Origin of the sequence: Streptomyces sp. NPDC127119 (genome assembly GCF_042677425.1) — a bacterium.
GTDB lineage: Bacteria > Actinomycetota > Actinomycetes > Streptomycetales > Streptomycetaceae > Streptomyces.
Window position 1 is genome coordinate 283,059 of sequence record NZ_JBHXTO010000001.1, and the last position, 21,343, is coordinate 304,401.

Annotated in this window: 14 protein-coding genes; 12 read left to right on the forward strand and 2 right to left on the reverse strand. The window is 68.5% G+C overall.

The genetic code is table 11. The annotated features are described in order from the left end of the window. Positions 1-309: 309 nt before the first annotated feature. Together ACFVH5_RS00980 and ACFVH5_RS00985 are read left to right on the forward strand one after the other, a co-directional pair. On the forward strand, positions 310-1,434 hold the full coding sequence (locus ACFVH5_RS00980; RefSeq protein ID WP_385831000.1) for a lytic polysaccharide monooxygenase: 1,125 nt from the start codon (positions 310-312) through the stop codon (positions 1,432-1,434). 268 nt (positions 1,435-1,702) lie between these two features. Beyond that, positions 1,703-3,073 (forward strand): hypothetical protein, encoded by a 1,371-nt coding sequence (locus tag ACFVH5_RS00985; RefSeq protein ID WP_385831002.1) that lies wholly within the window; start codon positions 1,703-1,705, stop codon positions 3,071-3,073. A 29-nt stretch (positions 3,074-3,102) separates the two neighbouring features. Here the strand turns inward: ACFVH5_RS00985 and ACFVH5_RS00990 are convergent, their stop codons facing one another. Continuing rightward, positions 3,103-6,843, reverse strand: coding sequence for a GH92 family glycosyl hydrolase (locus tag ACFVH5_RS00990; protein WP_385831014.1), 3,741 nt, complete (start codon positions 6,841-6,843; stop codon positions 3,103-3,105). Between the two features lie 694 nt (positions 6,844-7,537). Here ACFVH5_RS00990 and ngcE point away from each other — a divergent pair. From ngcE to ACFVH5_RS01035, 9 genes are all read left to right on the forward strand, one after another. After that, positions 7,538-8,986 (forward strand): N-acetylglucosamine/diacetylchitobiose ABC transporter substrate-binding protein, encoded by a 1,449-nt coding sequence (ngcE, locus tag ACFVH5_RS00995; RefSeq protein WP_384815328.1) that lies wholly within the window; start codon positions 7,538-7,540, stop codon positions 8,984-8,986. 91 nt (positions 8,987-9,077) lie between these two features. Next, positions 9,078-10,001, forward strand: coding sequence for a carbohydrate ABC transporter permease (locus ACFVH5_RS01000; protein WP_384815331.1), 924 nt, complete (start codon positions 9,078-9,080; stop codon positions 9,999-10,001). Positions 10,002-10,038: 37 nt separating this feature from the next. Further along, on the forward strand, positions 10,039-10,956 hold the full coding sequence (locus tag ACFVH5_RS01005; RefSeq protein ID WP_384815334.1) for a carbohydrate ABC transporter permease: 918 nt from the start codon (positions 10,039-10,041) through the stop codon (positions 10,954-10,956). 194 nt (positions 10,957-11,150) lie between these two features. Then, positions 11,151-12,350 carry an ROK family protein gene (locus tag ACFVH5_RS01010; protein ID WP_385831004.1) on the forward strand — a complete coding sequence of 400 codons (1,200 nt, stop codon included), beginning with the start codon at positions 11,151-11,153 and terminating at the stop codon, positions 12,348-12,350. A 133-nt stretch (positions 12,351-12,483) separates the two neighbouring features. Then, the gene (locus ACFVH5_RS01015) at positions 12,484-13,590 is read left to right on the forward strand and encodes a substrate-binding domain-containing protein (protein WP_385831015.1); all 1,107 of its coding nucleotides are present in this window, start codon (positions 12,484-12,486) and stop codon (positions 13,588-13,590) included. Positions 13,591-13,810: 220 nt separating this feature from the next. Then, a complete protein-coding gene (locus ACFVH5_RS01020; RefSeq protein ID WP_189777611.1) occupies positions 13,811-14,602 on the forward strand; it encodes an ATP-binding cassette domain-containing protein in 792 nt (263 codons plus the stop codon). After that, positions 14,599-15,891, forward strand: a complete 1,293-nt coding sequence (locus ACFVH5_RS01025) for a sugar ABC transporter permease (RefSeq protein WP_384815339.1) — start codon at positions 14,599-14,601, stop codon at positions 15,889-15,891. Before ACFVH5_RS01020 ends, ACFVH5_RS01025 begins: the two co-directional genes overlap by 4 nt. A 295-nt stretch (positions 15,892-16,186) precedes the next feature. Beyond that, on the forward strand, positions 16,187-18,106 hold the full coding sequence (dxs, locus tag ACFVH5_RS01030; protein ID WP_384815341.1) for a 1-deoxy-D-xylulose-5-phosphate synthase: 1,920 nt from the start codon (positions 16,187-16,189) through the stop codon (positions 18,104-18,106). A 139-nt stretch (positions 18,107-18,245) separates the two neighbouring features. After that, a complete protein-coding gene (locus ACFVH5_RS01035; RefSeq protein WP_385831006.1) occupies positions 18,246-19,739 on the forward strand; it encodes an amino acid permease in 1,494 nt (497 codons plus the stop codon). Positions 19,740-19,753: 14 nt separating this feature from the next. On the opposite strand, the gene ACFVH5_RS01040 is transcribed toward ACFVH5_RS01035, so the two are convergent. Then, positions 19,754-20,128, reverse strand: coding sequence for an NTP pyrophosphohydrolase (locus ACFVH5_RS01040; protein WP_385831008.1), 375 nt, complete (start codon positions 20,126-20,128; stop codon positions 19,754-19,756). Between the two features lie 57 nt (positions 20,129-20,185). On the opposite strand from ACFVH5_RS01040, the gene ACFVH5_RS01045 reads away from it, so the two are divergent. Then, entirely contained in the window at positions 20,186-21,217 is a 1,032-nt protein-coding gene (locus tag ACFVH5_RS01045; RefSeq protein ID WP_385831010.1) for a hypothetical protein, read from the forward strand. Positions 21,218-21,343: the final 126 nt, after the last annotated feature.

Below are 21,343 nucleotides of genomic sequence, written 5' to 3' on the forward strand. Positions count from 1 at the left end.
CACAAGGGCAAGTAGCTTCTCCCACACCACTCCCTCAGGACCCCCCCCCCCCGCTGCGGGCACCCGGCGCGTTGGGCGTCGCAGTGCCACCCGACTTCGCGTGGGCCGCACCCGTCGGGGTGCGGCCCTCGCGCGTCAGCCGTTTACATGTGCATCGCGCCGCGCTAGCTTCGACAGCACGTGGGGTGGGAGCGCTCCCATTCCGGGTGGACCGGAACCCGCCCCGGGACCGCCCCCACCCCACACATCCCGCACGTACACCACGCGCACCCCACACGGCCTGTGAACGAAGGGATGGTCAGTACTGTCATGAGCCTGACAATAACGCCGGCCCCGCCACCCGAGCGCCCCCCACGCGCCCCACGCCGCTCACCGCTGCGCGGCTTCCCGCTTCCCGCCCGCGGCAGAGCCTTCCTCCTCATCCTGCTGGCCCTGGTCGTCACGGTCCCGGCCCTCGGCCTGGTCGTCTCGGCGGGCGGCGAGGCCGAGGCCCACGGCACCCCGATGAAGCCCGCCAGCCGCACCTTCCTGTGCTGGCAGGACGCGCTCACCGACACCGGTGAGATCAAGCCGATCAACCCGGCCTGCAAGGCGGCCCAGCAGGTCAGCGGCACGACGCCGTTCTACAACTGGTTCTCGGTCCTGCGCTCCGACGGGGCCGGCCGCACCCGCGGCTTCGTGCCGGACGGCGAACTGTGCAGCGGCGGCAACACCAACTTCACCGGCTTCAACACCCCGAGCGCCGACTGGCCGCTCACCCACCTCACCTCGGGCGCGACCGTCGACTTCTCCTACAACGCCTGGGCCGCGCACCCGGGTTGGTTCTACGTCTACCTCACCAAGGACGGCTACGACCCGACCAAGGCGCTCACCTGGAACGACATCGAGGCGCAGCCGTTCCTGAGCGTCGACCACCCGCCGCTCAACGGCTCCCCGGGCACGGTCGAGGCCAACTACTCCTGGTCCGGGCGGCTTCCGGCGGGCAAGTCGGGCCGCCACCTCGTCTACATGGTCTGGCAGCGCTCGGACAGCGCGGAGACCTTCTACTCCTGCTCCGACATCGTCTTCGACGGCGGCAACGGAGAGGTGACCGGCATCCACGACCCGGGCAACCCGACCGAGCCCCCGGCCGGCGCCTGCTCCGCAGCCCGCCGTACGACGGGCAGTTGGTCGGGCGGCTACCAGTCCGAGGTGACCGTCACCAACAGCGGTGACGTGCCGCTGCTCGGCTGGATGGTCGACTGGTCGCTGCCGACCGGGCAGTCCGTGGCCAGTCTCTGGAGCGGCAACGCCACGTACAGCGGTCAGAACGTGATGGTCCACAACGCCGACTGGAACGGGTCGCTCGATCCGGGCGAGAGCACCACGTTCGGTTACGTCGTCCAGGGCTCCGGAGGTGATACGGAGACCGCTCTGCCGTGCCGGCCGGGCTGAGCCGGTCCGGGACCGGCCCCGTACGCTCCGGGGCGGGATTCTCCCGGGCTGCTCTGGGCGGACCCGGTGGCCGTAATCCACCGGGTCCGCGAGCCGGGCAGGTCGGGGGAATGCCTGGCCGGAGGGGATGAGGTCGTGCGGACCACGGACACGACAACGTTGTCCGGCGGTCTCAAAACGACTCTACCTCTCCAACGGAGCGCACAGGCAGCCCAGTTGGAATCTTGAGCCACTTCTGAGGTTGGTACGGTCTCCCGCGGGAGGGCTCATGAACGAGCGGGACACGGTACGGCGCCCGGCTGCCGTCCGCCTGGCACTGGTGATGCTGCTGACGCTGGGCGGCCTCACCGGCTGCGGCACCCTCGCGGACACCGGGAAGAAGTCGTCGATCGCGGTGCCGGACCTGTTCTATCTCCGGCCGCACGGGGACGGCTCCGGGCCCGAGAAGAAGATGCCCTTCCACGTCCAGGCCGAGGACGTACAGGCCAGGAGGGACTTCAGCACGCAGGACCACCGGCTCACCGTGGACGTCACCGGGTCGGGGCAGGCCGTACGGCTCAAGATCTCGGACATCCGCAAGAAGAACCCCCGCTGTTCCGGATCCGCCACCCGGGTCGTCTGCAAGGTGAGCGGCGTCTACGACAGTTGGTCCGACCTGGACCGGGTCTATCCGTACGCCGCCCCGGGAGGGAAGGCCGGCGACAGCGAGACGGTCCGCTTCCGCTTCAGTACGAAGCAGGGGAGGACGCTCACCGCCCGCACCCGGGTCGTCGTCGGCGAACCCGTCGTCAAGGTGCGCACGACGAAGCTGTTCGAGGACGTCGGGCCCGGCTCCGTCCTGCGCGCACCCCTCGTGGTCCGCAACACCGGGGAGGTGCCCGTGCGGGGCGTCGGGCTGATGCTCGGCGTCGGCAGCGGACTGAGTTTCGAGGGCCGGCACCGCAACTGCCGCTATCCGGGGGCGCAGAAGGGCACTCTCGCGGTGTGCGAGTTCCCCGAGCTGCACATCCCCGCCGGGAAGGCGGTCGTCCTCCACCCGGATCTGACGCTGGACGTCGCCACCACGCAGCTGTACACCTCGTTCAGCCAGCAGGCGTGGGCCCTGGACATGGGCCCCGCGCAGTACAGCGTCGTACCCGAGGGCGGCGACCCCGGCGACGGCCCGCGGCTGACGGCCGCGACCGCGAAGGGACCCGACCTGGAGGGGACGTTCGCCGGCGGTGACGTGGGGAGCGAGGTCCAGGTGGACACCCACGCCGACTTCGAGGTCCTCCCCGTCGAGGTGAGCGGCGCGCGGGGCACCGAGCACACCGTGCGCCTGAAGGTGCGCAACAACGGGCCCGCCACCCCCGGGAGCACCAGACTGCTGTTCACCCCGCCGCCGGGCGCCACCGTGGTCGGGCAGCCCGAGGAGGCCATCGACGAGGACGTGTACGAGCCCTCCTGCGAGCTGGACAAGGGCACGTACTCCTGCCCCGTGCGGAGCGGGCTCGCAGCGGGGGAGTCGGGCACCTTCGAGTTCACGCTCCGGCTCGGCGGGCCGGGCGAGGGCGGTGTGCGGGTGATCGACACCGCCGACACCGACCGCCGCGACCCCGACCCCGCCAACGACACGGCACCGGTTACCGTCCTGCGGTAACCGGTGCCGTGTGCGGGTGAAGGGCCGGGTCAGCCCAGGAGTTCCACCTCCGCCAGCGTCGCCTCACCGTCGAGGACCAGGCGGTACTTGGCGTACGTGCCGGGTGCCGTCACCGAGAAGGCCCGCGTCTGCTTGTCCCAGGCGAAGGACTGCCCGGAACGCTTGTCGAGGTCCTTCCACGTGGTTCCGTCGGACGAGCCCTGGAGGACCCAGCCCTTGGGAGCCTTGGCCCCGTCGGCCGACGTCAGCGTGTACTGCACGGCCTTGACCGGGTCGGCGGTCGGCAGGTCGGCGGACGTGACGGTGGCGTTCGTGTTCGAGGTGTTGTCGAACAGCGGGCCCTCGCCCTTGACGGCGTCGGTCCGGGGAGCCGGCACCTTGTCGTCCTGCGTGATCGACACGGGCGCCGCGTTCTTGCCGGTGCCCCACGAGGACGGCTTCGATCCCATGTCGAACTCGACCACCGCGCCGCGCGAGAGCACCGAGTGCGGGAGCGAGGTCGACGTCCACTTCTTGCCGTTGACCTTCAGGCCCTGCACGTAGACGTTCTTCGCGCTGTTCTTCGGGGCCTTCACGACGAGGTCCCGGCCGTTCTCCAGGTGCACGGTCGCCTTCTTGAACAGGGGCGACCCGACGGCGTACTCGCCGCTGCCCATGACCAGCGGGTAGAAGCCGAGCGAGGAGAAGAGGTACCAGGCCGACTGCTCGCCGTTGTCCTCGTCGCCGTGGTAGCCCTGGCCGATCTCGCTGCCCGTGTAGAGCCGCGAGAGGACCTCACGCACGTTCTTCTGGGTCTTCCAGGGCTGGCCGGCCGCGTCGTACATGTAGTTGACGTGGTGGGCCACCTGGTTGGAGTGCCCGTACATGCCCATGCGGACGTCGCGGGCCTCGGTCATCTCGTGGATGACGCCCCCGTACGAGCCGACGAACTCGGGCCCGGCGGTCTCCGGGGTGCCGAAGTACGTGTCCAGCTTCTCCGCGAGACCCGACCGGCCGCCGTAGAGGTTGGCCAGCCCGCGCGAGTCCTGCGGCGCGGTGAACGCGTACCCGTAGCCGTTGGTCTCCGTGTAGTCGTAGCCCCACACACGCGGGTCGTACGTGTCGGAGGCCACCCGCCAGTCGCCCTTGGCGTCCCGGCCCTGGAAGAAGCCGGCCTTCGAGTCGAAGAGGTTGACGTAGTCCTGGGCGCGGTTGAGGAAGTACGCGGCCTCCTCCTTGTACTTCTTCTTGCCGGTCTCCTTGTAGAGCGCCTCGCCCATCTTGGAGATGCCGTAGTCGTTGAGGTAGCCCTCCAGCGCCCACGACAGGCCCTCGTGGGTGTCGGTGCTCGTGTAGCCGATGAAGGGCGAGGTGGTCATGCCCTTGCGGCCGACGCCCGAGGAGGGCGGCACGACGGTCGCGTTCTTCACGGCCGCGTCGTACGCCGACTCCGCGTCGAAGTCGACGCCCTTGACGTACGCGTCGGCGAACGCCACGTCGGAGGACGTGCCGGTCATCAGGTCCGCGTAACCGGGCGAGGACCAGCGCGAGGTCCAGCCGCCGTCCTTGTACTGCTGTACGAAGCCGTCGACCATCTCACCGGCCTGGCCGGGCGTCAGGAGCGAGTAGGCGGGCCACGTCGTCCGGTAGGTGTCCCAGAAGCCGTTGTTGACGTACACCTTGCCGTCGACGATCTTCGCGCCGGTGTGCGTCGGGGTGTCCGGGCCCGGCATCGCCGAGAACGGCGAGGCGTACTGGTACTTGCCGCCGACCTTCTCGAAGCCGGAGTTCGGGTACAGGTACAGCCGGTAGAGGCTGGAGTACAGCGTCGTCAGCTGGTCGGGGGTCGCGCCCTCGACCTCGACCTTGCCCAGGATCTTGTCCCACGCCTGCTGGGCGCGCGACTTGACCTTGTCGAAGGACGTGCCGTCCGGGATCTCCTGGCGGAGGTTGTCCTTGGCCTGGTCGATGCTGATGAGCGAGGTCGCGATGCGCAGGGTGACCGTGCGGTCCGCGCCGGGCTGGAACTTCAGGTAGCCCTTGACCCCGGTGGAGCTGCCGTCCTTCACGGGCGCGTCGAAGGTCCCGTACACGAAGAGGCGGGTGGCGCCCGTCGACAGCCCGGACTTCACGTCCGAGTAGCCGGTGAAGGTGCCGCTCTCCTTGTCGAGGGTCAGGCCCGCCTGGTCCGTGACGTTGTCGAAGAGGACGTTCGCGTCGTCACCGGGGAAGGTGAACCGCAGGGCCGCCGCGTGGTCCGTCGGCGTCATCTCCGTCTTCAGCCCGTTCTCGAACGTCACGCCGTAGTAGTACGGGCGTGCCGTCTCGTTCTCGTGCCTGAAGGGCAGCGCGCGGGCGGTGCGGCCCGTCTCCGGGGTGCCGGACGCGGCCGACGGCATCACCTGGAAGGTCTGCCGGTCGCCCATCCAGGGGCTCGGCTCGTGGCTCGCGCTGAACGCCTGGACGGTCGGCAGGTTGTCCGCGTTGTTGGAGCGCGCGTAGTCGTACAGCCAGCTCAGCGAACCCGCGTTCGTCACCGGGGTCCAGAAGTTGAAGCCGTGCGGCACGGCCGTGGCCGGGAAGTTGTTGCCGCGCGAGAACCCGCCGCTGGAGTTGGTGCCGCGGACGGTCGACGCGTAGTCCGAGAGGTGCGCCTTCGGCTTCCCGGGCTTCTGCACGCTCAGCTTGACGTCGTCCAGCCAGCCGCGGAACTTGGCGGGCCCCTTCGGGGAGTCGTACGCGACCAGGATGCGGTCGACGGTCCGGCCGGCCGCGACCGAGCCGATCCGCGAGGTGACGTTGTTCCACTGGTTGACGTACAGCACCTTCGAGGCGCCCTGGCCCTGCGGTGTCAGCGCGAACCCGTGCTGGTCCTGGGCGCGCAGATCACTGAGGTAGGTGCCGTCCGTGAAGGCGAGGTCGACCGACACGTTCGTGGCGTCGTAGTCCCGGTCGCCGTCCGCCATCGACGGGAAGATCCGGTACGCCAGCTCGGTGTCGCGGCCGACGGCCACGTTCACGTCGAAGACCTTGTTGTACGAGTAGGCGCGGCCGTCCGCGTTGTGGGTGCCCGCGTACCGCAGCGCCTTCTTGCCGGTGAAGCCCGCGCCCGCCTTGGCCGTCGGGGAGCCGCTCGGACCGCGGTCCACGAGGGAGAGCATGTCCTTGGGCGTCGGGTCCTCCTCGTCGCCCGTGGAGAACTGGACGTCGGCGAGCTGCAGGGCGTCGGAGGCGCCCTTGTTCTTGGTGATGTCGAGCCGGAAGTGCTGGTACTCGGCCGGTTCGCCGAGCTTGTACGACTTCGTCTGGAACCGCTCGCCGAAGGACTCGCCGGCCCGGGTGTCGAGGGTCTTCCAGTCCTTGCCGTCCGTGGAGCCCTGGAAGGTCCAGTCGACGGGGTCGCGCTCGTCGTGGTCGTTGGCCGACGTGAGCGCGTACGTGAGCAGCTTGACGGGGGCGTCCAGCTCGAACTCCACCCAGCCGGTGGGCGCGAAGGTCAGCCATTTGGTGCTGGGCTCGACATCGGTGAGGTTCTCCTTCACCTCGCCCCCGCCGGTGTTCTCGGCGCTCGCGCGGACCTCCGTGACGTGGTCCGTCACATTGCCGGGGATGCCGCTGCTGAACCCGCCGTCGACCCCCGAGGCGCGCTTGGTGCCGTCCGCCGAGGTGTCGACCGTGTTGAGCCAGTCGGGTGCGGGTTCACCCGTCTCGAAGGAGGAACCGAACTCCCGATCCGCCGCCGCCGCTTCACCGGGACGGGCTACGGCGGCGCCCTGCGAGGCCACCACCAGTGCGAATGCGGCCGCTCCGAGGACCGCCGTGGAACCCCACCCGTGCCTCGTTCCGAGCCGGGATCTGTACAGAGACCCTTGCCGAGATCTGTGGTGCATGCGCCAGCACCCTCCCTGTCACGTGCGCCTGGACAACGTTGTCAAATTCGCTGCGCAGGTCCAGTAGGGAGTCAAGTGACCAGTGATGTCAAGGGTGTTGTATGTGGCGTACGGGGGTACCGCCGAAAGCCGACTCGACGGCCCCCTCGTGGGCCCACCTGTCGGCTACCTGTTCGGGCACTGATCGTTGCCTGATCACGCCCTGTGTGACAAGCCTGCGGGCAGCTCATATTTCCGCGAGGTCTCACTTCGGGAAAGAGTGTCGGCCAACTGTGCATTCGATCTTGCTCCGTTGGCGGGAAGTGGACTATACCTGTCGGCGTCCGCCCGATCGTTCGACCGGTCGCGGGCAGGTGGTTGCCGGCAGGCGAGGGGGCACGGCGAACAGCGACGTGCCGCGCATTCCTGCGGCTCCCGGTATTCCAGGCACGATCCAGCTCTACTGATGTTCCCTCGCTCAAGCGCCGGGCAGACCGTCCGACCTGTTTTTCCTGCCGGGGGACCGGGGGTTTCCCCCGGGTAATGCAGTACCAACCGCGGTGCCGGGGAGGGTCCGGTTCACCGCCTGAGTCCTGACGAAGGCGAGGACTTGAGCATGGGATCCACTTCCGCACACAACGACCGCGAGGGTGTCGGCCGGCGCGACCTGATCAAGCGGTCCGCCGCGCTCGGTCTGATCACCGTACCCACGATGGGCTTTCTGTCCGCGTGTGCCAGCGGCGACAGCGGCGGCGATGAAAAGGTCGACAAGGGCAAGAAGACCAAGGAGAACCCGCTCGCCGTCAATGAGACCGCGCCGCTGGAGATCGTGATCTTCGACGGCGGTTTCGGCACGCAGTACGCCGAGGACGCCAAGGCCGTCTACGAGAAGAAGTTCCCCAAGGCGAAGGTCAAGTTCTCCTCGACCCAGAAGATCCAGTCGGTCCTGCAGCCGCGCTTCAACCAGGGGACCCCGCCGGACCTGATCGACAACTCGGGTGCCGAGCAGATGGACATGGGTGTCCTGGTCGGCAAGAAGCAGCTCGCCGACCTCACCACGCTGCTGGACTCGCCGTCCTACGACGACCCGGCCAAGAAGGTCCGCGACACCCTGCGCCCCGGCATCGTCGAGATGGGCCAGTTCGACGGCGACCCGGTCTGGATCATGTACTACGCGTACACCGTCTACGGCGTGTGGTACTCCCAGAAGGCGCTGGACGGCCTGGACGCGGAGTACCCGGAGACCTGGGACGACATGCTCGCGGTCTGCGCCAAGGCGAAGAAGAAGGGCATCGCGGGCTGGACGTACGCGGGCAAGTACCCGTACTACGTCCCCTTCTCGCTCTACCCGATGATCGCCAAGGTCGGTGGCCGTGAGGTCCTGGACGCCATCGACAACCTGGAGCCGAACGCCTGGAAGCACCCGGCCGTCAAGACCTGTTTCGAGGCGTACTACGAGCTGTACAAGAAGGGCTACATCCTCAAGGGCACCCCGGGCCTGGACCACATCCAGTCCCAGACCGCCTGGACCGAGGGCAAGGCGCTCTTCATCCCGAACGGCTCCTGGGTGGAGAACGAGGCGGCGAAGACCATGCCGAAGGACTTCGACCTCGCGGTGAACGCGCCCAGCGGCATCGACAGCTCGGACAAGATGCCCTTCGGCACCATCTGGGCCTCGGGCGGCGAGCCCTTCATCGTCCCCGCGAAGGCCAAGAACACCGAGGGCGGCATGGAGCAGCTGCGCATCATGCTCGGCGAGGCCTCGTCGAAGAACTTCACCTCGTCGGTCAAGTCGCTGACGGCCTTCAACGGCGGCACCGACGGCATCGAGCTGACACCGGGTCTGAAGTCCGGGGTCGCGGCCCTGGAGAAGGCCGGCGACAACGTGGTCAACCCGCGCATCCAGGACTGGTACGTGGCGCTCCAGAAGGAGAAGATCGGCGTCGGCGGCCTCGGCGAGATGATGGCCGGCCGCCTCACCCCGGTCGAGGCCATCAAGAAGATCCAGGGTTACGCCGACGAGGCGGCCAAGGACGACAGCATCCAGCACTACAAGCACCAGTGAGCGCGGCCGGGGCCCCGGACACCTTCCGGGGCCCCGGTTCTCGTTGTGCGGCGTCGACGGCACCCCCCGCGGGAAGATCGGGTCGGTAGGAATGCAACACGGTAAATACCGTTTCATCGTGGGGTTCTTGACGGCCCCCCTGGCCATTTACGGCCTGTTCGTCATCTGGCCCTTCATCCAGTCCATCTACTACTCGTTCACGGACTGGAGCGGTCTCAGCCCCGAGTTCAAAATGGTGGGCTTCAAGAATTACACGAGACTGCTGGACGACGAGGTCTTCTGGAAGTCGTTGCAGCACAGCGTGATGCTGGTGGTGCTGCTGCCGCTGGTGACGCTCACCCTGGCGCTGTTCTTCGCCTTCATGCTCAATGTCGGAGGACGGCGGCGGAAGAATGCCGCGATCACCGGAGTCCGGGGATCCGCCTTCTACAAGGTGGTCTACTTCTTTCCGCAGGTGCTGTCGATCGCGATCGTCGCGCTGCTGTTCCAGTTCGCCTTCAACCCCAACAGCGGTGCGATCAACTCGTTCCTGAAAGCGATCGGTCTGGACAGCGTGCAGCCCGACTGGCTCGGTGACCCGGACTTCGCCCTGTGGTGCATCTTCGCGGTCCTGGTCTGGTGCACCGTCGGATTCTTCGTGGTGCTCTTCTCCGCGGGAATGGCCTCCATCCCCAAGGACTACTACGAGGCGGCGCTGCTGGACGGCGCGAACCGCATCACGACCTTCTTCAGGATCACCCTGCCGCTGCTCTGGGACACCGTGCAGTCCGGCTGGGCCTACGTGGGCATCCTGGCGCTCGGCGCCGAGTCCTTCGCGGTCGTGCAGATCATGACCGTGGGCCCCGGCGGTCCCGACTACTCGACGACCGTCCTGCCGCTGTACGTCTACCAGAAGGCGTTCCGCGACGGCCAGGCCGCCTACGCGACGACGATCGGTGTCGCCCTGCTCTTCGTGACGCTGCTGTTCGTGGCGGTCGTGATGAAGCTGGGCCGACGCGAGCGGCTGGAGTACTGATGCGAACCGAGTTCACCGAGCCGCGAGGAGGCCACGCATGAAGACGACCGACACGCCTCCCGCCGACACCACGGGGGAGCGGCCACCCGTAGCGAAGACGGCGCCCTCGTCCGCGCCGCGGGAGAAGGCCACCGGCAGGACGCTCAACGTCTTCTCGCACGGCTTCCTGATCCTCTGGGCGTTCATGGTCGCGATGCCGCTGCTCTGGGCGGTGATGACCTCCTTCAAGACGGACAAGGAGATCTTCAGTTCGCCCTGGGCGCTGCCCGACACGCTGCACTTCGACAACTGGTCGCGCGCCTGGACCGAAGCGAACATGAGCGACTACTTCCTCAACACGATCATCGTGGTGGGGTTCTCGCTCCTCGGCACCATGCTGCTGGGCTCCATGGCCGCGTACGTCCTCGCGCGCTTCGAGTTCCCCGGGAACCGCTTCATCTACTTCCTCTTCATCGGAGGGATGAGCTTCCCGATCATCCTGGCGCTGGTCCCGCTGTTCTACGTCATGCAGAACCTCGCCCTGCTGAACACGCTGCCCGGACTGATCCTGGTCTACATCGGCTACTCGCTGCCGTTCACCGTGTTCTTCATGACGTCGTTCTTCCGCACCCTGCCGACCTCGGTGGCCGAGGCGGCCTTCGTGGACGGCGCCTCGCACACCAGGACGTTCTTCCAGGTGATGCTGCCGATGGCCAAGCCCGGCCTGATCAGCATCACCATCTTCAACTTCCTGGGGCAGTGGAACCAGTACCTGCTGCCGACGGTGCTCAACACCGAGCCGGAGAACAAGGTGCTCACCCAGGGCCTCGTCCAGCTCGCCGTCAGCCAGGGCTACAAGGGTGACTGGTCCGGACTGTTCGCGGGCCTGGTGATGGCGATGCTGCCCGTGCTGGCCGCGTACATCGTCTTCCAGCGCCAGGTCGTGCAGGGGCTGACGGCGGGGGCGCTCAAGTAACGGCCGGGTCATCGGTTCGGTTTGTGAGGGTGGTCCCGGATTGGAGCCGGGGCCACCCTCGCGTCACGGGCGCCCGCACGCCCCTCTCTTGCTCAACCTCTTGACGGGAGTCGACGCCAACGGCTCTGCTTAGAGTTCACTAGTTGGACATAGACGGGGTCTCACCGAGGCGACCCCGTACGCAGGAGGTCGTCGTGGAGACTCCGGGGTCGCAGTCGTCGCTGCACCGAGCCAATCTCGAACGGGTCGTACGCGCGGTGCGCCTGGCCGGGTCGCTCACGCAGGCGGAGATCGCGAGGACGACGGGCCTGTCCGCGGCCACGGTCTCCAACATCGTGCGGGAGCTGAAGGACGGCGGGACGGTCGAGGTCACACCCACCTCGGCCGGTGGCCGAAGGGCCCGCAGCGTCAGCCTGAGCGGCGACGCCGGCATTGTCATCGGCGTCGACTTCGGCCATACGCATCTGCGGGTCGCCGTCGGCAACCTCGCCCACCAGGTGCTGGCCGAGGAGTCCGAGCCGCTCGATGTGGACGCGTCCGCCGCACAGGGCTTCGACCGGGCGGAACAGCTGGTCAACCGCCTGATCGCGGCCACCGGCGTGGAGCGTTCGAAGGTCGCGGGGGTGGGTCTCGGCGTGCCCGGGCCGATCGACGTGGAGTCCGGCACGCTCGGCTCCACCGCGATCCTGCCGGGCTGGACCGGCACCAAGCCCGCGGAGGAGCTCCAGGGGCGTCTGGGCGTCCCCGTGCACGTCGACAACGACGCCAACCTCGGAGCCCTCGGGGAACTCGTCTGGGGGAGCGGCAGGGGCGTCCGTGACCTGGCCTACATCAAGGTGGCCAGCGGTGTCGGCGCCGGACTCGTGATCAACAGCGAGATCTACCGCGGCCCGGGTGGCACAGCGGGAGAAATCGGGCATATTACTCTTGACGAGTCCGGCCCTGTCTGCCGCTGCGGCAACCGGGGCTGCCTGGAGACCTTCGCGGCGGCGCGCTACGTGCTGCCGCTTCTCCAGTCCAGCCACGGCACGGATCTGACCATGGAAGGTGTCGTACGGCTGGCACGGGACGGAGATCCTGGCTGTCGTCGGGTGATCGCCGACGTCGGCCGACATATCGGCAGTGGAGTGGCGAATCTGTGCAACCTGCTCAATCCGAGCCGGGTGGTGCTCGGCGGTGATCTCGCCGAGGCCGGAGAGCTCGTGCTGGGCCCCATCAGGGAGTCCGTCGGCCGCTATGCGATCCCCAGTGCGGCACGTCAACTATCCGTTCTGCCAGGGGCACTTGGCGGTCGGGCGGAGGTCCTAGGGGCACTCGCCCTCGCGCTGGGCGAGATGGGCGATTCAACCCTTTTGGACGGATCGCTCACCGCTGTAACACCTGCCTTCACTTAGAGAACGGATGGCAGCGTTGCCATTCCGTTAAGGATTTACTTCTTGACGTCGCACGTGCGGCCGAGTTGACTTCCAGCCACCTCGGCCGCAACGTCGCGGCCTCGTCAGGGAGGTTTCTGAAGTGAATACGCGTATGCGTCGCGCCGCCTTTGCCGTTGCCGCTGGTGCGATGGCCGTCTCGCTGGCTGCCTGTGGCAGCGCCGAGGAGTCCGGCGACAAGAGCGACTCCACGAAGTCCGCCGCCAAGGGCGACAACATCAAGGTCGGCCTCCTCCTTCCGGAGAACCAGACCGCGCGGTACGAGAAGTTCGACAAGCCCTTGATCGAGAAGAAGGTCAAGGAGCTCACGAACGATAAGGGCGAGATCGTCTACGCCAACGCCAAGCAGGACGCCACCACGCAGTCCCAGCAGGTCGACACGATGATCACCAACAAGGTGGACGTGCTGATCGTGGACGCGGTGGACTCCAAGGCCATCGCCAACGGCGTGAAGAAGGCCAAGGACGCCGGCATCCCCGTCGTCGCGTACGACCGCCTCGCCGAGGGCCCGATCGACGCCTACACCTCCTTCGACAACGAAGAGGTCGGCCGCGTCCAGGGCAAGGCGCTCCTGGAGGCCCTGGGCGACAAGGCCAAGCCCTCCGCGAAGATCGTCATGATGAACGGCGCGGTCACCGACCCGAACGCCGCCCTCTTCAAGAAGGGTGCCCTCTCCCAGCTCGACGGCAAGGTGGACATCGCCAAGTCGTACGACACCAAGGAGTGGAAGCCGGAGAACGCCAACGCCAACATGGAAGGCGCCATCTCGGCGATCGGCAAGGACAAGATCGTCGGCGTCTACTCCGCCAACGACGGCATGGCCGGCGGTATCATCACCGCCCTCAAGGCCGCGGGCGTCTCCCCGCTGCCGCCCGTCACCGGCCAGGACGCCGAGCTCGCGGGTGTGCAGCGCATCGTCTCGGGCGACCAGTTCATGAGCGTCTACAAGTCCTACCCGCAGGAGGCGGACGTCGCCGCGCAGATGGCCGTCGCGCTCGCCAAGGGCGAGAAGCTCGACTCCATCGCCAAGGACTCGGTCGACAGCCCCACCACCAAGGGCGTCCCGTCGGTGCTGGTCCCGGTCGTCTCGCTGACCAAGGCCAACATCAACGACACCGTCATCAAGGACGGCATCTACACGATCGACGAGATCTGCACCGCCAAGTTCAAGGCCGCCTGTGACAAGGCCGGCCTGAAGTAGGCAACGACAAGTCCCTTACCGCGTACGGGAATTCGGTCCACTGAATTCCCGTACGGGTCTGTGGTCCGCGAGAATGCGGTCCATGAGGGACGGTCGTACCCGAAGCCCCTCCGGCGCCCCGCAATCACCAGCCCCGCAGCTAGGGCGGGGCGCCGGACGGAACACTTCCTCCCCCCAAACTCTTCTGCACAACCTCCCGCCGGGTCAGGCGGCGAAGGAGATGGTTAACGTGTCCGCTACGCCTGTTCTGGCGTTGCGCGGGGTCTCGAAGCGATTCGGTGCCGTTCAGGCGCTCACCGACGTAGAGCTCGAGGTCCACGCCGGTGAGGTGGTCGCCCTGGTGGGCGACAACGGCGCCGGAAAGTCCACGCTGGTGAAAACGATCGCCGGCGTGCACCCGATCGACGAGGGTGTCATCGAATGGGACGGCAAGGCCGTCCAGATCAACAAGCCGCACGACGCCCAGCACCTGGGTGTCGCGACGGTCTACCAGGACCTCGCGCTGTGCGACAACATCGACGTCGTCGGCAACCTCTACCTGGGCCGTGAGCTGAAGAAGCGCGGCATCCTGGACGAGGTCGAGATGGAGCGCCGCTCGCGCGAACTGCTCCAGACGCTGTCGATCCGCATCCCCAGCGTGCGCATCCCGATCGCCTCGCTCTCCGGCGGTCAGCGCCAGACCGTGGCCATCGCCCGCTCCATGCTCGGTGAGCCCAAGCTGGTCATCCTCGACGAGCCCACCGCGGCCCTCGGTGTCGAGCAGACCGCCCAGGTCCTCGACCTGGTCGAGCGGCTGCGCGAGCGCGGCCACGCCGTCCTGCTCATCAGCCACAACATGGCCGATGTGAAGGCCGTCGCCGACAAGGTGGCCGTGCTCCGGCTCGGCCGCAACAACGGCGTCTTCGAGGTCAAGGCGACCTCGCAGGAAGAGATCATCTCCGCCATCACCGGTGCCACGGACAACGCCGTGACCCGCCGTGCGGCGCGCAGCAACGGGGAGGCTCAGAAGTGAGCATCGACAAGACCTCCGCCAGCACGGACGAGCACGCCGTCGCGAACCCCGAGGCCGCCGCCGACGCGGTGACCGTGGTCGACCCCAGGCTGCTCGTGCGCGAGCAGGGCCTGGCCGGCTACGTCGGCGAGTTCAAGCGGAAGATGAAGGGCGGTGACCTGGGCTCCGTCCCGGTCGTCCTCGGCCTCATCGTCATCTGCATCATCTTCCAGAGCCTGAACTCGGCCTTCCTCTCCGCCGAGAACCTCAACAACATCGCCGTCGCGATGGTCGCCACCGGCATGATGTCGGTCGGCATCATCTTCGTGCTGCTGCTCGGCGAGATCGACCTGTCGGTCGGCTCGGTCAGCGGTGTGGCGGGTGCCATCACCGCCGTACTGAGCGTCACGCACGGTGTGAACGAGTGGCTGGCCGTCCTCATCGCCCTCGCGAGCGGTGCGGCCATCGGCGCGCTCCACGGCTTCTTCTTCGCCCGGATCGGCGCCCCCGCGTTCGCCGTCACCCTGGCAGGACTGCTGTTCTGGCTCGGCTTCATGCTCCAGATCCTGGGCGAGAACGGCACGATCAACATCGACGGCGAGGGCGTGGTCGGCAAGCTGACCACGTACTACTTCTCGGACGTCGCGGCCGCCTACGGCCTCGCGCTCGTCGCCGTGGTGCTCTTCTTCGTCACGAGCTTCCTGGACAGCCGCCGCCGCGAGGCCGCGGGCATCCCGTCCCGGCCGCTGGGCGACCTGATCATGCGCACGGTCCTGCTCGCGATCGTGGCGTTCGCCGCGGCGATCATGTTCAACCAGTACAAGGGCCTGCCGCTGGCACTGCTGCTCTTCATCCTGGTCCTGGTCCTGAGCGACTTCGTCCTGCGCCGCACCAGCTACGGCCGCAAGATCTTCGCGCTCGGCGGCAGCGTCGAGGCGTCCCGTCGTGCCGGTATCAACGTCACGGCGGTCCGTGTCTCGGTCTTCGCCCTGGCGGGCTTCTTCGCCGCCGTCGGCGGTCTGTTCTGGGCCTCGAAGATCGCCGCGGCCAACCAGAGCGCCGGTGCGGGTGACCTCCTGATGAACGTCATCGCGGCGGCCGTCATCGGCGGCACCAGCCTCTTCGGTGGCCGTGGCCGCACATGGAACGCGCTGCTCGGTGTCATGGTGATCACCTCGATCCAGTACGGCCTCGCCCTGGAGGGCATCGCCACGCCGGTTCAGTACATGATCACTGGTGGTGTGCTTCTGGCCACGGTTGTCATTGACTCGATCACGCGCAAGACGCAGAAGACCGCGGGTCGCGCGTAGGGGTTCGTGGTTGCCCCTCAGGTCCGGGGGCTTGCTGTTCGTAGGGGGCTGCGGGTCCGTTTTGGCTGGTCGCGCAGTTCCCCGCGCCCCTGAGGGGCGGAGCCCCTCTGAGAAAGTGCTCGGCGCCGATGGTGGTGCCGGGCACTTTTGTGTTCGTTGGGGGGTTTGGTAGGGAAGAGGATGTACGGCCGAACGCGTGATGTACGACGCACAGCCCGGGCGTCGGGGGGAAAGACGGAACATTAGACTCGACAGGCCCGGCAAAGCTCGATCGCTCTACTGCAAGGAGGCACGGGTGCCGCTGCTGACCCGCATCAAGGGACCGCGCGATCTGGACCGGCTCAGCCTGGAGCAGCTGGACCAGCTCGCGGACGAGATCAGGACCTTCCTGGTCGACGCGGTGTCCAAGACCGGCGGCCACCTCGGCCCCAACCTCGGCGTCGTCGAGCTGACCATCGCCCTGCACCGGGTCTTCGAGTCCCCCAAGGACCGGATCCTGTGGGACACCGGACACCAGTCCTACGTCCACAAGCTGCTCACGGGCCGCCAGGACTTCTCGAAGCTCAAGATGAAGGGCGGCCTGTCCGGCTACCCCTCGCAGGCCGAGTCCGAGCACGACGTCATCGAGAACAGCCACGCCTCCACGGTCCTCGGCTGGGCCGACGGTCTCGCCAAGGCCAACGAGGTCCTCCGCAAGGACGACCACGTGGTCGCCGTCATCGGCGACGGGGCGCTCACCGGCGGCATGGCCTGGGAGGCGCTGAACAACATCGCCGACGCCAAGGACCGCCCGCTCGTCATCGTCGTCAACGACAACGAGCGGTCGTACGCGCCCACCATCGGCGGCCTCGCGAACCATCTGGCGACCCTGCGCACCACCGACGGCTACGAGCGCTTCCTGGCCCGCGGCAAGGACCTCCTGGAGCGCACTCCGGTCGTCGGCAGGCCCCTCTACGAGACCCTGCACGGCGCCAAGAAGGGCCTCAAGGACTTCATCGCCCCGCAGGGCATGTTCGAGGACCTCGGCCTGAAGTACGTCGGGCCCATCGACGGGCACGACATGGAGGCCCTGGAGTCCGCGCTCGCCCGCGCCAAGCGCTTCGGCGGCCCGGTCATCGTGCACTGCCTCACCGAGAAGGGCCGCGGCTACCAGCCCGCCCTGCGGGACGAGGCGGACCGCTTCCACGGCATCGGCCCCATCCACCCCGACACGGGCCTGCCCGTGAAGGCCTCGGGCGCCGACTGGACCTCCGTCTTCGGCGACGAGATGGTCGCGCTCGGCAAGGAGCGCGAGGACGTCGTCGCGATCACGGCGGCCATGCTCCAGCCGGTCGGCCTGAAGAAGTTCGCGGACGCCTTCCCGAACCGCATCTACGACGTCGGCATCGCCGAGCAGCACGGCGCCGTCTCCGCCGCGGGCCTCGCCACCGGCGGACTGCACCCCGTCTTCGCGGTCTACGCGACCTTCCTCAACCGCGCCTTCGACCAGGTCCTGATGGACGTGGCCCTGCACAAGTGCGGTGTCACCTTCGTGCTCGACCGGGCCGGTGTCACCGGCACCGACGGCGCCTCCCACAACGGCATGTGGGACATGTCGATCCTCCAGGTCGTCCCGGGCCTCAGGCTCGCCGCGCCCCGTGACGCCGACCAGGTCCGCGCCCAGCTGCGCGAGGCCGTCCAGGTCACGGACGCGCCGACCGTGGTCCGCTTCTCCAAGGGCGCGGTCGGCCCGGCCGTACCCGCCGTGGGCCGCGTCGGCGGCATGGACGTCCTGCGCGAGCCCGGCACCGACACCCCGGACGTGCTCCTCGTCTCGGTCGGCGCGCTCGCCCCGATGTGCCTGGAGATCGCCGGTCTCCTCGACCAGCAGGGCATCACCACCACCGTCGTCGACCCCCGCTGGGTCAAACCCGTCGACGAGGCCATGGCCCCGCTCGCCGAGCGGCACCGCGTGGTCGTCACCGTCGAGGACAACTCCCGCGTCGGCGGCGTCGGCTCGTCGGTCGCCCAGGCCCTGCGCGACGCCGGCGTGGACGTACCCCTGCGCGACTTCGGCATCCCGCCGCGCTTCCTCGACCACGCCTCCCGCAAGGAGGTCATGGCCGAGATCGGACTGACCGCACCGGACATCGCCCGGCAGGTCACCGGCCTCGTCTCCAAGCTCGACGGCCGGTACGACCAGGCCCACGCCACACCGGAGCCCGCCCGCGACTGAGACACGCCCGAGTGGGCCGGTTCCCGCACCCTTTACGGTGGTGGAACCGGCCCATTCGCGTTAAAACCCACGTGCCGGGGCATACGGACGACGCCCCCTCTCGATCATGTCGAGGACGACAAGCGTGGGAGGTACGCCCGTGAGCAACACCCTCTTCAGGACGAAGAAGATCGAGCAGTCCATCCAGGACACCGAGGAACCGGAGCACGCGCTCAAGAAATCCCTGTCCGCCCTGGATCTGACCGTCTTCGGCGTCGGTGTCATCATCGGCACCGGCATCTTCGTCCTCACCGGCACGGTCGCCAAGAACAACGCCGGTCCCGCCGTCGCCCTGGCCTTCGTGGTGGCCGGGGTCGTCTGCGCGCTCGCCGCGCTCTGCTACGCCGAGTTCGCGTCCACCGTCCCGGTGGCCGGCTCCGCGTACACCTTCTCGTACGCCTCCCTCGGTGAGCTGCCCGCCTGGATCATCGGCTGGGACCTCGTGCTGGAGTTCGCGCTCGGCACCGCGGTGGTCGCGGTCGGCTGGTCCGGCTACATCGCGTCGCTGCTCGACAACGCGGGCTGGCACCTGCCCGCGGCGCTCAGCGGCAGGGAGGGCGCCGACGGCTTCGGCTTCGACATCCTCGCCGCCGCCCTCGTCCTGGTGCTCACCGGCATCCTCGTGGTCGGTACGAAGCTCTCCGCGCGGGTCACCGCCGTCGTGGTCGCCGTCAAGGTCACCGTCGTCCTCGTCGTGATCATCGCCGGTGCCTTCTTCGTCAAGGGCGACAACTACGACCCGTTCGTCCCGAAGGCGAAGCCCGTGGACGCGGGCAGCGGTCTCGACTCGCCGCTCATCCAGCTGATGTTCGGCTGGGCGCCTTCCAACTTCGGCGTGATGGGCATCTTCACCGCCGCCTCCGTCGTCTTCTTCGCCTTCATCGGCTTCGACGTCGTCGCCACGGCCGCCGAGGAGACCAGGAACCCGCAGCGCGACATGCCCCGCGGCATCCTCGGCTCGCTCGTCATCTGCACCACGCTGTACGTCGCGGTGTCGATCGTCGTGACCGGCATGCAGCACTACACCGAGCTGTCCGTGGACGCCCCGCTCGCCGACGCCTTCAAGGCCACCGGCCACCCCTGGTACGCGGGCTTCATCAGCTTCGGCGCCGCCGTCGGCCTCACGACCGTCTGCATGATCCTGCTGCTCGGCCAGACCCGGGTCTTCTTCGCGATGAGCCGCGACGGACTGCTGCCGCGCTTCTTCTCGCACGTCCACCCGCGCTTCAGGACCCCGCACCGGCCGACCATCCTGCTCGGTGTGATCATCGCGATCGTCGCCGGCTTCACCAGCCTGAGCGAGCTGGCCGAACTGGTGAACATCGGCACGCTGTTCGCGTTCGTCGTGGTCGCGGTCGGCGTGATCATCCTGCGCCGCACCCGCCCGGACCTGCCCCGCGCCTTCCGCACCCCGCTGGTCCCGATCCTGCCGATCGTCTCGGTCCTCGCCTCCCTGTGGCTGATGCTGAACCTGCCCGCCGAGACCTGGCTGCGATTCGGCATCTGGATGGCCCTCGGCTTCCTCGTGTACTTCCTGTACGGCCGCTCGCACAGCCGCCTCGGCCGGGACGAGAAGGCGGCCGAAGCTCCGTAGGGGGCGGTACGGGGTTACGGGCGTACGGTCCTCGGGCCGGTGACCTCGGCGCCCAACTCCGTTACCCTGCGCCGCAGTTCCCGGTCCGCCGTGACCACCAGGCGCGCGCGGTCCGGGTGTTCGGCGACCAGCTCCACGATCCGGTCGTCCCCGCTGCCGGGCGCCGACTCGACCCGCACCCCGGGCACGGACGTCACCCCGCGGGCGCCGCCCTCGACCACGAGGACCAGCTCCAGGGGCCCCGCGAGGCCCGGGAGGCCCTCGTCGGCGTACGGGACGAGCAGGTCCCGTACGCGCTCCGCGGCGCCCCGGCGGTCGCGCCACCAGCCGTCGGGGACGGACCCCACGACATTGGCGGCGTCGACGATCACGAGCGGGGCGGCGTCCATAGGGCCAGGGTCGCACGGAGGGCGATCACACGACCTGATTAGAGTGGGGGAGTGTCAATGGTCCGCACACTCAACGGTGCCTGGCTCATACGCGGCCGGGACGGCAGACTCAGCGCCTACGCTCCACTGCGGGAAGCGGTGTGGTGCTGGGCCGAACAGCGTCCCGGCGGCCCCTGGACGGCACCCCGCGCGGTCGGCGGCGACCAGCGCCTCAACCCGGTGCTCGCCGTGGGCCAGGGAAGCGACTCCTACGCCCACCTGGTCTCCTGGCGTCCCACCGTCGCCGGGGAGGCGGGACTCGTCCACTCGACCCACTTCAGGCCGCACCTCGCCGCCCTCGACTGGAACCCGCTCGGGCACCCCAACGCCAAGGGCGGCCAGACCGGCGTACCGGCCGTCACCGTGGACGCCGAGGGCCGCGCCCACGTCTTCGTACGCAACAAGGGCGGCGGGGTCAGCATGCGCGGCCAGAAGGAGCGCGGGGGCTGGGGCCCCTGGCGCGACCTCAAGGGCCGCGAGGTCACCGGCGAACTCGCCGCCGTCACCCGCGCGTCCGGCCTCGTCGAGCTGTACGCGGCCACGCCGGCCGGCATCCTGCGCTGGACGCAGGCCGGTCCCGGCCACATCCCCGCCCTCGACGAGGAACCCCTGAAAGTGGCGGTCCGGCCGGGCACCCTGCGGGCGCTGACCACCTCCGACGACCACGTGACGCTGTTCTACACGGACGACAACGACACCGTGTGCGCGTGGCGGGCCGGCGCGGAGCCGGTGGAACTCCTCAACTGCGCGGGACCCGGGGCGGTTTCCGCGATCCGCTGCACGCTCGACGGCGTCGACTGCACGCTGCTCGCGCAGCGGTCGGCGAGTGGGCGGGTCGCCTTCGCGGCGTATCCCACGGAGCAGGAGTCGGCGGGGGCGTGGTGGACGGACTCGGGTCCGGAGCTGCCCGCCGACGCGGTGGTGGCGCTCGCCGAGGACGAGGAGGGGCGGGTGGTCGCGGCGACCCTCGCGCCGTCCACGGGCGCGCTGCTCCTCACCCACCGAAAGCCGGAACCGGGCTTGGCCCTGGAGGCCTGGCAGAGCATTTGATCCGCCCCCGCCGCCCCTACCCGTTCCCGTCCAGGCATGGGGCTGCGCCCCTCGCCCCCTTTGTCCTCAAGCGCCGGACGGGCTGGATTTCCAGCCTGTACGGCGTGTGAGGACCCGGGGTTCGGG

Excerpts from the sequence above, each read along its gene's own strand:
- ACFVH5_RS00980 (WP_385831000.1), top strand. The coding sequence starts at position 310 with ATGAGCCTGACAATAACGCCGGCCCCGCCACCCGAGCGCCCCCCACGC.
- ACFVH5_RS00985 (WP_385831002.1), top strand. The coding sequence starts at position 1,703 with ATGAACGAGCGGGACACGGTACGGCGCCCGGCTGCCGTCCGCCTGGCA.
- ngcE (WP_384815328.1), top strand. The coding sequence starts at position 7,538 with ATGGGATCCACTTCCGCACACAACGACCGCGAGGGTGTCGGCCGGCGC.
- ACFVH5_RS01000 (WP_384815331.1), top strand. The coding sequence starts at position 9,078 with ATGCAACACGGTAAATACCGTTTCATCGTGGGGTTCTTGACGGCCCCC.
- ACFVH5_RS01005 (WP_384815334.1), top strand. The coding sequence starts at position 10,039 with ATGAAGACGACCGACACGCCTCCCGCCGACACCACGGGGGAGCGGCCA.
- ACFVH5_RS01015 (WP_385831015.1), top strand. The coding sequence starts at position 12,484 with ATGCGTCGCGCCGCCTTTGCCGTTGCCGCTGGTGCGATGGCCGTCTCG.
- ACFVH5_RS01020 (WP_189777611.1), top strand. The coding sequence starts at position 13,811 with ATGGTTAACGTGTCCGCTACGCCTGTTCTGGCGTTGCGCGGGGTCTCG.
- ACFVH5_RS01040 (WP_385831008.1), bottom strand. The coding sequence starts at position 20,128 with ATGGACGCCGCCCCGCTCGTGATCGTCGACGCCGCCAATGTCGTGGGG.
- ACFVH5_RS01045 (WP_385831010.1), top strand. The coding sequence starts at position 20,186 with ATGGTCCGCACACTCAACGGTGCCTGGCTCATACGCGGCCGGGACGGC.